Source organism: Nocardia sp. CS682, from assembly GCF_004634405.1.
GTDB lineage: Bacteria > Actinomycetota > Actinomycetes > Mycobacteriales > Mycobacteriaceae > Nocardia > Nocardia ninae.
This window is the reverse complement of record NZ_CP029710.1, coordinates 2,946,489-2,957,796: the sequence shown is the minus strand read 5'-3', so window position 1 is coordinate 2,957,796 and position 11,308 is coordinate 2,946,489. Positions and strand designations below refer to the sequence as shown.

The following is an 11,308-nucleotide window of genomic DNA, read 5'->3' as shown; positions in this document are numbered from 1 at the left end:
GAATACCAGGGCGGGTGAGTCCGCTGTTCGGTGATCGGGCGCGCACGCTCGGGCTGTCGAATCGCCCGCATTTCGCGTTGGTCGGCGTGCTGCGCATCCCGGAAGTGCAGACCAGCCCGTGGATTTCGCTGACCCGCCGCGTGTTGTTCGCGATCGGGCTGCTGTTCGCCGCCGCGATGGTGGTGTTCATCGGCCGGGACGGTTACCGCGACAATTCCGGCGATCCGCTGTCGTTTCTCGACGCGTTCTATTACGCCACGGTGTCGCTGTCGACCACCGGTTACGGCGATATCGCGCCGATCACGCCGCAGGCGCGACTGGCCAACATCATCATCATCACGCCGCTGCGTGTGCTGTTCCTCATTGTTCTCGTCGGTACCACCCTCGGCGTGCTGACGGAACGGTCCCGGCAGGCTTTCAAGATTCAGCGATGGAGGCACAGCGTGCGCAATCACACCGTGGTCGTCGGATACGGCACGAAGGGGCGGACCGCGATCGACGCGATGCTCGGCGACAATGTCCAGCCCGCCGACATCGTGGTGGTCGACACCGATGTGATCGCGCTGGAGGCGGCCGCGAACGCGGGCCTGGTGACGGTGCACGGCTCGGCGACCCAGTCCGATGTGCAGCGGCTGGCCGGTGTGCAGAACGCGTCCTCGGTGGTGGTCGCGACCAACCGCGACGACACCGCGGTGCTGGTCACCCTGACCGCCCGTGAGCTCACCAAGAGCGCCAAGATCGTGGTCGCGATCCGCGAGGCGGAGAACACCCACCTGGTCCGGCAGTCCGGCGCCGACTCGGTGGTGGTCTCCTCGGAGACGGCCGGTCGGCTGCTCGGCGTCGCGACGACGACGCCCTCGGTGGTCGAGATGATGGAGGACCTGCTCACCCCGGAGGAGGGGTTCGCGATCGCCGAGCGCGATGTCGACCCCTCGGAGATCGGCGGCTCCCCACGGCATCTGAGCGACATCGTGCTCGGCGTGGTGCGCGCGGGCGTGCTGGTCCGGGTGGGCGAGCCGGAAGTGGACTCGCTCGAGGGCAGCGACAAGCTGCTCTACATCCGCCGCACGGCCAAGTAAGGCCGCGCCACGGGTGCTGGGCGTTCGGCGCGATAGTCTCGGAGGGTGCCGGTCTTTCAGCTCAATGGTGTGCCCTTGCTGTCCCGTTCCGTGCTCGATCGCGCCGAGGAGACTCGGGCCGACGCGCAGGCCCTCCTGGAAGGCTGGCGCGATGCCAAGCTGCTGCGGGTGAACGCGCGCGGCCAGGTCAGATTCGAGAACGGCGCGCTCGTCCTGGACAAGGCCATCGACCTGTCGCCCGAGCCGAGCCCCGACGCGGTGTTCCTCGGTATCGACGGTGTGCACCTGTGGGCCGTGCGCGACCGGGAGCTCACGGGCTCGCTGACCGATCTGCGCGGCATGTCGAACACGGTCGACGATCTCACCGCCGGGGTGCTCTCCACCGCGGTCGCCCTGCTGAACTGGCATGACAAGGCCGGATTCAACAGCGCCGACGGCACCGCCACCACGTCGAGCAAGGGTGGCTGGTCGCGGGTCACCGAGAGCGGTTACGAGGAGTTCCCGCGGATCGATCCCGCGGTCATCTGCCTGATTCACGACGGCGCCGACCGGGTGCTGCTCGCGCGCCAGCACAGCTGGCCGGAGACGCTGTTCTCGCTGCTCGCCGGGTTCGTCGAGGCGGGGGAGTCGCTGGAGCGGTGCGTCGAGCGGGAGGTGAAGGAGGAGGTCGGCGTCGATGTCCGCGACATCCACTACCTGGGTAGCCAGCCCTGGCCGTTCCCGCGCTCGCTGATGCTCGGGTTCGCGGCGGTCGGCGATCCGGCGCAGCCGCTGGTCTTCTCCGACGGGGAGATCGCCGAGGCGCACTGGTTCACCCGGGCCGAGGTGCGCGCGGCGCTGGCGGCGGGCGACTGGTCGGCGCAGGGTTCGGGCGCGCGGCTGTTGCTGCCGGGGTCGATCTCCATTGCCCGCACCATCATGGAATCCTGGGCCGCGCTCGACTGAGTTCGGCGCACGCGAAAGGACCGCGGCGGGCCGGAGACTGCCCGCGCGGATACGGGTATTGAGCAGGACTTGCGGAAACCGTTGCGTGCCGAGTTGGCACGCGGGCTGATCAGGCTAGTGCGGCGAGCGCCTTCTTGACGTCCACCAGCGACGGATTGGTCGCCGTCGAGCCGTCCGCGAACTTCACCGTCGGCACCACATGGTTGCCGCCGTTGACGCTGCCGACGAACTCGGCCGACGCCGGATCTTGTTCGATGTCGATCTCGATGTAGCTGATACCGGACTCGTCCAGCTGCTTCTTCAGCCTGCGGCAGTAACCGCACCAGGTGGTCGAGTACATCGTCAGGTCGGGGGTTGCGTCAGTCACGAAGGATGCAACGCTGCCAGGGCCGATGGTGTTCCGCATGGTCGTCGATCCGTGCCTGCACCTCGATCGGCACCATCGATGACCGCCCCGCCTGGCAGGCCGACCCGGTCGACCTGCCGGACGGCAGCTGCTTCCAACCGTGGCGCCGCTCGGTCAGCTATCGGACCGCGGCCACGGAGGTCCCGATCAACGACCTGCGCGGCGAACTGGCGCTGACGAGCACCCCGAACTGGGGAATGATATTGCGCCGCGGCCTGATACAACTCACCGAACACGACCATGCGGTGATCGCGGCAGCGATGTCAGGCGAGTGAGGCAGGCCGATGCGAAACAATGGGCTACGCAGCGAATTCGAGCACGCCGGCGAAAGTCCGGGCCTGCTGCTCTGGCAGGTGACCAACCGCTGGCAGGCCGCCCAGCGCGCGGCGCTGGCACCATTCGAGCTCACCCACGTGCAGTTCGTGCTGCTCACGTCGCTCACCTACCTTGCGGTCGCCGGTGATCCGGTCATGCAGCGTGACCTCGCCGCGCAGGCCGCCACCGATCCGATGATGACCTCCCAGGTGCTGCGCGTACTCGAGCAGAAGGGCCTGGTCGAGCGGCGCGATCATCCGAGTGATCGGCGGGCGAAGTCGCTGGTGCCCACCGAAGCCGGTGCGGCACTGGCGAATCGGGCGGTGGTCGCGGTGCAAGCCTGTGACCGCGAGTTCTTCGGTCCGCTCGGCCCGCGGACCGGGCAATTCGGTGTCGACCTGCGGCGATTACGCGACCGGCGGCTATAGCACCTCGTCGATCCCGAGACCGTGCTTCGGCCGCCGCCACCGCCTGCGGCGATCGGGACCGACGCCCCACTGTCCTGCGGCATAGGTCTGGCACAGCACCGCCCACAGGAACAGGGCCACCACGCCGTATACCAGCCCGAGCGCGCCGAGGTGCGGGCCGAACGCACCGAGCAGCACCGCGAGCACCGCACACGGCAGCGGCCAGGTCAGCAGCCAGCGCCACCCCGCCCCGCTGCGCGCGCCGCCGAGTCCGGTGATCACGAAATACGCGGCCGCGCCGCCACCGAGCGACCAGCCGATGCCGGTGGACACGTGCCCGTCCGCGTGTTCGACGGCCAGCCCGAGACCCGCGGTGATCGTGGCGATCGCCGCGGTGATCCAGCAGTGCATCGCCATCGCGTACTGGCTCGGTATCGAGCCGTCCGGGTCGCCGCCGATCATCAGGCGCGGCACGAAGCCGTACATCAGGGTCAGCGCCCACAAGCTCGCCAGGACCACGAACGCGCCGAAGCCGAGGGCGAGCACCGGTGCGTGCCACCGCACGCCGCCCACCGCGGCGATCACCGCGATGACACCCTCGCCGAGCACGATGATCACGTACAGCCCGAGGCGTTCGCCGAGATGCGCCGAATCGGCATGCAGCGCCTTGATTTTCGGCGGCTCGACATTCCGGAAGCGGCGCGAGTTGCCCAGCCTGCGATCGATCGCCTGCTGCGCGCCCGCCAGCATCCGCTCGCCGGTCATCGCGAACATCAGCCACAGATCCAGCGCGAGGCCGAGCGCCCAGAGGCCGTACTTCCACGGCTCGGGCACCCACAGCGAGACGATCCACGGCAACACACCGATGGACAGCTGCGCGATCGGCCAGTCGACCACCAGCGTGCCGCGGCCCCAGACCTGCGCGGCGACCATGCGCACGAGCACGTAGACCGCCGCGAAGGTGGTCGCGTGCCGGTCCGGAATTCCCGCGACCGCACTCGCCATCACGCCGAGGCCGAGCATCGCCGCCAGCATCAGCCGGATCCTGGTGCGGTCGCGTGCGATGTTGCCGTACAGCATCATGCATGCCCAGGCCGTCCAGAAGGCCAGGTAGAGCAGCAGATACAGGCCGAAGTCGCCGAGCGAGGGCCCGCGGTGCAGCAGATGGGTGAGCTGACCGATCCCGGCGACCGCGACCAGGTCGAAGAACAGTTCCATCCAGGTCGCATGCCGGTCGGTCGGTTGTACGTCCGTTGACGGCGTGTCGTGTGCCACCAGGGGAGAGTATTGCGCGGGCCGCGTGAGTTGTCGGCGGTCACTGTCATGATGGGTGCCGTGTCGTCAACCAGTACACACCGACCGACCGGCCTCGAGCTGGATTCGCTCGACCCCGAACAGGCCGCCGCCGTGCGCGCGCCACGGGGTCCGGTGTGCGTACTCGCGGGGGCGGGCACCGGCAAGACTAGGACCATCACCCATCGCATCGCGCACCTGGTCTCCGCTGGACATGTGAAGGCCGATCAGGTGCTGGCGGTGACCTTCACCGCACGGGCGGCGGGGGAGCTGCGCAACAGGTTGCGCGCCCTCGGCCTGGGTGGTGACGCGAACCAGGTGCAGGCGCGCACCTTCCACGCGGCCGCGCTGCGCCAGCTGAAATACTTCTGGCCGCAGATCGTCGGCGACGTGCCGTGGCGGCTGATCGACGGCAAGTTCCCGATCGTCGCGCAGGCGGCGAACCGGGCGGGGCTCTCCTCGGCCACCGACAGCGTGCGTGACCTGCTGAGCGAGATCGAGTGGGCGAAGGCCTCGCTCATCGCCCCCGAGGACTATCCGGCGGCGGTGGCCAAGAACCGCCGCGAGACGCCGTACGACGCGCTACGGGTCGCCGAGGTCTACGCGGGCTACGAGAAGCTCAAGGCCACGCCGGACGGACTGCTGCTCGACTTCGACGATCTGCTGCTGCACACCGCGGCGGCGCTGGAGGACTATCCGGCGGTGGCCGACGAATTCCGCGGCCGCTATCGCAGTTTCGTCGTCGACGAGTACCAGGACGTCACCCCGCTGCAGCAGCGCGTGCTCGACGCCTGGCTCGGCGACCGCGACGACCTGACCGTGGTCGGCGACGCCAACCAGACGATCTACTCGTTCACCGGCGCGACCCCCGGCTACCTGCTCGACTTCTCCCGCCGCTTCCCCGACGCCACCGTGGTCCGCCTGGAACGCGACTACCGCTCGACCCCGCAGGTGGTGTCGCTGGCGAACCGGGTGATCGGTGTGGCACGGGGCCGCATCGCGGGCACCCGGCTGCAACTGATCGGCCAGCGCCCGGACGGACCCGAGCCGGTCTTCGCCGAGTTCGAGGACGGCCCCGCCGAGGCCGCCGCGGTGGCGAAGTCGATCAAGCGGCTGATCGATGCGGGCACGCCCGCCGCCGAGATCGCCGTGCTCTACCGGATCAACGCCCAGTCCGAGAGCTATGAGCAGGCGCTCACCGAACGCGGCATCCCGTATCAGGTGCGCGGTGGTGAGGGCTTCTTCTCGCGTCCCGAAGTGCGGCAGGCTGTTTCGGCGCTGCGCCAAGCCGCCTCGCGCGACGACCTGCCGGGCGAGGCGCGCAGCGGCGTCGCGCTGGTCACCCTGGTGCGCGCGGTGCTGGCCCCGCTCGGCCTGACCACGGCGGAACCGGCCGGTGTCCAGGCCAGGGAGAAGTGGGCCTCGCTCGTCGCGCTGGTCACCTTGACCGAGGAACTGGTCGAGCACGACGAAAAGCTCGACCTGCCCGGCCTGCTGCGCGAGCTGGCCGCCCGGACCGAGGCGCGGCACCCACCGACCGTGCAGGGCGTCACGCTCGCCTCGCTGCACGCCGCCAAGGGGCTGGAGTGGGACGCGGTCTTCCTGGTCGGCGTCGCCGACGGCACCCTGCCGATCGCGCACGTGCTCGCCGACGACGGCTCGGTCGGCGACGAGGCGAAACTGGAAGAGGAACGGCGGCTGCTCTATGTCGGCGTGACCAGGGCGCGGGTACATCTGCAGCTGTCCTGGGCGCTGGCCCGCGGCGAGGGCAAGCGGCGCACCCGGCGCCGGTCCCGGTTCCTCAACGGCCTCGTGCCCGACGATTCCCCGGCGTCCCGGATCGCGGCGCCGGTCTCGGAAACCGCGAAGGGCATCCGCCCCACCTGCCGAGTGTGTGCGAAGCCACTCATCGGCACCTATGCGACTATGCTCGGCCGCTGTCGCCGTTGTCCGGCCGACCTCGACGCCGAGCTGCTGGTGGCACTGCAGGAGTGGCGCGCGGAGAAGGCGCAGGCACTGCAGGTGCGCGAATTCGTGGTGTTCACCGACACCACGCTGACCGCCATCGCCGAACAACTCCCAGGTGACGACGCCGCGCTGGCCGCGATCGCCGGGATCGGCGCGAAGAAGCTCGAACAGTACGGCGCCGACGTGCTCGCGATCATCGCGTCACGGCTGCGCGCAAGACCCCAAAACCGCAGGTAGAAAATAGGTTGTACCGTTTGGCGAACTTGCCTATGGTGGGTTCTACGCACCGGGAGGTCATCCCGGCGCGCACAGTCATCAGACACAACGAGTTATGGAGGGAGGCAGACGTGAACATCAATTACTTCAGCGGCAGCGACGTTGCGGTGACTACACCCATGTCGGCCTCCCGGGGGATCCTCGCCTTGCAGGGGATCGGTCTGTCCGAAATCGGTGCGTTCGGCACGCAGGCGCAACTCGCGCCCATGCATGCCCATGGCTGCACCGTCATGCAGGACAAGCCCAACGCGGGTAGCTGGCACCCGTCTGTCGTCACCACGACGGCAGACAACGTTGTCGTCATCGCCGCAGAGGCCGGTTATGAGCCGGCGGATCTGCAGGCAGCACGCCTCCGCCCCGCAAACCAAGCGATCGTGATCAGGACTCGGCAGAGATGTCGAATACCTAGGTAGGGAATCTCCCTCCCAGACCTCCTGGCCACGGATCGCACGAAGCGAAACCGTGGCCAATCTTTTTCGGCCCTTCAGCCAGCCGGCACCGGTTTCGCGGACAACACAACGAACCGCTGCAACGAGCTGAAGGAGAACGACGTGTTCACCGCCCAGGAATGGCCAGAGGCCACTACTGACGTGACATGCCGAACCGTGGCCCCCATCACCCGGGCCAGGGAGGTCAACAAGGTTCTGCCTTGCCGTGCCGGAGATCCCGATCTCTGGTTCGCCGAGAGCCCTAACCAGTTGGAGCAGGCCAAGGCGCTGTGCGCCAGTTGCCCCATCCGGAAGGGCTGCTTGACCGCAGCCATGGATCGGCGTGAGCCGTGGGGTGTCTGGGGTGGCGAAATCTTCGAACAGGGAGTCGTCATCGCCCGCAAGCGCCCGCGCGGCCGTCCGCGCAAGATCGCGGTCCCGGCATGAATCCGGGAGTAGCTTCCCTCCCTCCGGTCGATGTGCTCGATTCGGTTGGTCCTGACACGGGCCGAGCCAACGAACGAGAAAGCAGACGAACCGCTCACCGTTGCCCGGTGGGCGGCTCGTTTGCGTTGTGCTACAGGGGTTTTGGAAGTCCGGTTCGCCGTGGCCCGTGGGGTGCCCGGCGGACCGTCAGCCCGTCGGCAACGGCGAGCAATAGTGTTCTGGTGTCGTCGGCGTGCGCCCACCAGCGGTGGCGCACGCCCGACGGGCAGTAATAGGAGTCTCCGGTGGACAGGATCACCTCTTCGCCACTGGCGACGACCGTGATCGTCCCGGAGACCACATAGATCAGTTCGTCGTTGCCATGGGTGAATTCGCGCTCGCCCCGCCTGGTTCCGCCGGTGAACTCGAGCGCCCGCAGCTCCCTGGCGCCGTGCACCAGCGACCGCACCGAACCGTCGTTGTCCCAATCGGTTTGATCGAGGCTGCCCTCGCCCGCGCGCACGATCACCGAGCCGGGTGTGCTGTCGGCCGCCGCCAGTAGCTCCGTTGCCGTGGTACTGAGCGCGTCGGCGATGCGTTGCAGCGAGCGCAGGCTGGTGTTGGTGCGCCCGTTCTCCAATTGGCTCAGAAATGATTGCGACAATTCGGTCTTCGCCGCTAGTTGGGCCAGCGTGAGCCGAGCCGCACGCCTGCGGTCGTGCACGACGTTGCCGAGTCCAGGCCACCGCGCCTGGTCGTCGCTTCCGTACCGCACCTGCCGAAAAACCTCTCTCGATCCCATCGCACAGTGGCAGGAGTGCGGTACTGAATCCGCGTGTTTACATCACACTGATCCGAATACTTCCCAGCGACGTCCGGATGCTGCCTAGAAGTCGAAGACCGCGACCGTGGTGGCGTGCAAGACGCACTCGTTCGAGAAGAAGCCATGGTCGGAGACCGGTTCGCCGCGCCAGACGCCGTCGATGGCGGCGACCACCGGCACGAAATCCTGGGAGCACAGCGGCGGCACGGTGAAATCGGCGAGTGCCCGGATATTGCCGTCGGCCGCCGCCAAATTCGCACAGGCCTGCTCGGCTTTCGGATGGGTGCCGCCGATCCTCGGTGCACAAATAAGGCTGACGACGCGTTTGCCACCCACCTCGGTCGATACTCCCGGCCCCACCGACAGCGAGACCACCGACTGCGCCTCGGCGGCGGGTTCGGCACCGACCGGCGCCATCGATACCCCCAGCGCCGCGGCCGCGCCGATCGAGACACCGACTATCCGACCGGTGCGCGACATGGTCATCACCCTTCGTCGACGGAGACGATCCGAGCCGAGGATGAGGGTAATCGACCGGCGACCCCGCATCCCGCAATTCGCGTCGCGGGCCGGGTCACCAGATTCAGCTGACCGTGCGCTCCTCGCGGAAACCCGGCATCCAGGTGCGGACCAGTTCCATGAACGGCAGCTCGGCGTCGAGCTGGGCGAGGATGCCGACGGAGCCGCCGAGCACCCGGAAGATCATCACGTATTCCGCCGGAAGTTGCAGGGCGCGTGCGGTTTTCATCTCCTGGCTGGAGATGTCGGAGGCCTTGCCCGCGACCCGCTGCATCCACTTGCGGGTGAAGTGGAACGAGTCGGACTTGATCGGGTCGGTGAACGGGCGCAGGTAGTCGGCGATCTCTTGATGGGTGACGGTGCGGCCGGGGATGACCCAGCCGTTGTCGTACATGAGCTCGGTGAGTTCCTCGAAGCGCTCCTCGACCGCGAGCGCGAGCATTCGGCCGAGCACGGGGGGAAAGCCGTTCGGCAGCGGCGCGCAGGCGCCGAAGTCGATGACCGCGAGTTTGCCGTCGGCGAGCATCATGAAGTTGCCGGGATGCGGGTCGGCGTGCAGCAGGCCGACGGTCTCGGGGGAGGAGAAGTGGAACCGGCCCATCAGGGTCGCGACTCGGTTACGCAGCTCGCGGGTGCCCTCGGGATCCGCGGCACCGGCCTGGATGATCGAGGAGACGGCGGTGCCGTCCAGCCATTCGGTGACGATCACCTTCGGCGCGCTGGCGACCACCTTGGGCACCACGATCTCCTGGTGCCCGTCGAAACCCTTGGCGAAGGCGCGTTGATTGGCCGCCTCGTTGCGGTAGTCGAGCTCTTCCTCGGTGCGCTCGGTGATCTCGGCCAGGATCGGCTTCACATCGGCGCCGGGGATGACCGAGGCGAGCAGTCCGGTCATCCGGTTCAACGTCTTGAGGTCCGCGCGCAACGCCTCGTCGGCGCCGGGGTACTGCACCTTCACCGCGACGGTGCGCCCGTCCGACCACACCGCCTTGTGCACCTGGCCGATGCTGGCCGACGCGGCGGGGCTGTCGTCGAACTCCTGGAACCGCTGTCGCCACTGGGTGCCCAGTTGCTGATCGAGCACCCGGTGCACGGTCTCGGCGGGCATCGGCGGCGCGGCGGCCTGCAGCTTGGTGAGTGCCTCGCGGTAGTGCTCGCCGAACTCCTCGGGCACGGCGGCTTCCATCACGCTGAGGGCCTGCCCGAACTTCATCGCGCCGCCCTTGAGCTCACCGAGCACGGTGAACAGCTGCTCAGCGGCCTTCTGGTTCAGCTGCGCGTTGATCTCGGACTTGTCGCCACCGGCCAGCTTCTTACCGAACCCCACGGCGGCCCGCCCGGCGATGCCGAGCGGAATCTTGGCCAACTTGGCGTTACGGGACGAGCGACGGCGCACGATCTCAGACACGTACCCATCATGGCGGAAGGAAGCACTTCTTAGCCACGGCAATCTTGCAATAGACACCGCTGATGGCAGTGACCCCGATCACTCGGACTCCACCGCGGTCGGGGTATCCGAGCGATCTCGACACGCGGTGAGCCCGGCCGGAATTCGACGGCATCCGCAGTCCTCGTGCCGCGGCCAATGCCGCCGATCGAGCAGGTACGCGTCCAGGTCGACCTCGAGTGTCGCGTCCAAGGTGGCCGGTGATCGGCGGGTCGACAGGGCCAGGACGGCCTCCACCTCGCTGACCGCGAGGGCCGCGGTGGCCGCGATCTTGGCGGGCGAGGCGTGGCCGACCCGGCCGAGCAACTGCGCGGCCATGTGCGGCCAGTCCGCGTCGTAGTCGGCGCGCAGCAGATCGGCACAGCGCAGGCAACTGGTCGCGCCCGGCAGCACCAGCGGGCCGATCACGCCGCGGCCGTCGCGGATCCGCACCGGCAAATGGGCGATCCGGTGCTGCACGAGATCGTCGGTGAGCCGTGGGTCGGCGACCAGCACATCGGCCAGCACCACCAGGTCGGTCTGCCAGCCGGACACCGGGGCCGCGTGCGGCCGGTAGTCGCGGGAACGGCTCGGCCGCACACCGAGTTTGCGCAGGCCCGTGGTGATCGCGTCGGACATCGGGCCGAGCCCGTGCACCCGCACCGACCTGATCCGCCCGCCGCTGTCCTCGGGATGCTCGAGCAGTCCGGCCTGGTCCAGCACGTCCAGCAGCGCCATCGCGTGGTCCGGTTCGATGCCGCATTCCCCGGCGCGCCAGACGATTTGGGGTCGCGTCTGCGTCCCGTCCAGCAGGCGCAGGAAGGCGAGCACGGTGTCGGCGTCGAGCCCGGCGGGGTCGAGGAGCAGGGCGGTCTCGGGATGCCAGCCGAGTTGTACGACGCCGGACGGACGCACCAGCACGGCGATCTGCGGGGGCAGCAGCGGGCCACGACACAGTGAGGTCATGCCCGGCAGTATGCGGACCCCGCACCCGCCG

Annotated in this window: 13 protein-coding genes; 7 read left to right on the top strand and 6 right to left on the bottom strand. The window is 68.4% G+C overall.

Translation table 11 applies throughout. The annotated features are described in order from the left end of the window. The first annotated feature begins 23 nt into the window (after positions 1 to 23). Positions 24 to 1,079 carry a TrkA family potassium uptake protein gene (locus tag DMB37_RS13320; protein WP_206055333.1) on the top strand — a complete coding sequence of 352 codons (1,056 nt, stop codon included), beginning with the start codon at positions 24 to 26 and terminating at the stop codon, positions 1,077 to 1,079. Between the two features lie 45 nt (positions 1,080 to 1,124). After that, a complete protein-coding gene (nudC, locus tag DMB37_RS13315) occupies positions 1,125 to 2,024 on the top strand; it encodes an NAD(+) diphosphatase (RefSeq protein WP_135232974.1) in 900 nt (299 codons plus the stop codon). Between the two features lie 109 nt (positions 2,025 to 2,133). On the opposite strand, the gene DMB37_RS13310 is transcribed toward nudC, so the two are convergent. Further along, entirely contained in the window at positions 2,134 to 2,430 is a 297-nt protein-coding gene (locus DMB37_RS13310; RefSeq protein WP_135232973.1) for a mycoredoxin, read from the bottom strand. On the opposite strand from DMB37_RS13310, the gene DMB37_RS13305 reads away from it, so the two are divergent. Beyond that, positions 2,397 to 2,705, top strand: a complete 309-nt coding sequence (locus tag DMB37_RS13305) for a hypothetical protein (RefSeq protein ID WP_135232972.1) — start codon at positions 2,397 to 2,399, stop codon at positions 2,703 to 2,705. The genes DMB37_RS13310 and DMB37_RS13305 overlap by 34 nt on opposite strands. A gap of 9 nt (positions 2,706 to 2,714) precedes the next feature. Continuing rightward, the gene (locus DMB37_RS13300) at positions 2,715 to 3,173 is read left to right on the top strand and encodes a MarR family winged helix-turn-helix transcriptional regulator (protein ID WP_135232971.1); all 459 of its coding nucleotides are present in this window, start codon (positions 2,715 to 2,717) and stop codon (positions 3,171 to 3,173) included. Here the strand turns inward: DMB37_RS13300 and DMB37_RS13295 are convergent. Then, on the bottom strand, positions 3,168 to 4,427 hold the full coding sequence (locus DMB37_RS13295; RefSeq protein WP_135232970.1) for a low temperature requirement protein A: 1,260 nt from the start codon (positions 4,425 to 4,427) through the stop codon (positions 3,168 to 3,170). The genes DMB37_RS13300 and DMB37_RS13295 overlap by 6 nt on opposite strands. A 48-nt stretch (positions 4,428 to 4,475) precedes the next feature. Here DMB37_RS13295 and DMB37_RS13290 point away from each other — a divergent pair, with 48 nt between their 5' ends. From DMB37_RS13290 to DMB37_RS13280, 3 genes are all read left to right on the top strand, one after another. Further along, a complete protein-coding gene (locus DMB37_RS13290) occupies positions 4,476 to 6,650 on the top strand; it encodes an ATP-dependent DNA helicase UvrD2 (RefSeq protein WP_370465371.1) in 2,175 nt (724 codons plus the stop codon). 110 nt (positions 6,651 to 6,760) lie between these two features. Continuing rightward, complete coding sequence (locus tag DMB37_RS13285) at positions 6,761 to 7,102, top strand: hypothetical protein (protein ID WP_135232969.1); 342 nt, start codon at positions 6,761 to 6,763, stop codon at positions 7,100 to 7,102. 192 nt (positions 7,103 to 7,294) lie between these two features. Then, on the top strand, positions 7,295 to 7,564 hold the full coding sequence (locus DMB37_RS13280; protein WP_135232968.1) for a WhiB family transcriptional regulator: 270 nt from the start codon (positions 7,295 to 7,297) through the stop codon (positions 7,562 to 7,564). A gap of 130 nt (positions 7,565 to 7,694) precedes the next feature. Here DMB37_RS13280 and DMB37_RS13275 read toward each other — a convergent pair whose 3' ends face one another. The 4 genes from DMB37_RS13275 to DMB37_RS13260 all read right to left on the bottom strand — a co-directional run bounded on the left by DMB37_RS13275 (position 7,695) and on the right by DMB37_RS13260 (position 11,277). After that, a complete protein-coding gene (locus DMB37_RS13275; RefSeq protein WP_240772379.1) occupies positions 7,695 to 8,318 on the bottom strand; it encodes a helix-turn-helix domain-containing protein in 624 nt (207 codons plus the stop codon). Between the two features lie 111 nt (positions 8,319 to 8,429). After that, positions 8,430 to 8,846 (bottom strand): SSI family serine proteinase inhibitor, encoded by a 417-nt coding sequence (locus DMB37_RS13270; RefSeq protein ID WP_167768834.1) that lies wholly within the window; start codon positions 8,844 to 8,846, stop codon positions 8,430 to 8,432. Between the two features lie 103 nt (positions 8,847 to 8,949). Then, on the bottom strand, positions 8,950 to 10,293 hold the full coding sequence (locus DMB37_RS13265) for an AarF/ABC1/UbiB kinase family protein (RefSeq protein WP_135232965.1): 1,344 nt from the start codon (positions 10,291 to 10,293) through the stop codon (positions 8,950 to 8,952). Between the two features lie 78 nt (positions 10,294 to 10,371). Beyond that, positions 10,372 to 11,277: a hypothetical protein gene (locus DMB37_RS13260; protein WP_135232964.1), complete on the bottom strand. Its 906-nt coding sequence runs from the start codon at positions 11,275 to 11,277 to the stop codon at positions 10,372 to 10,374. Between the last annotated feature and the right edge of the window lie 31 nt (positions 11,278 to 11,308).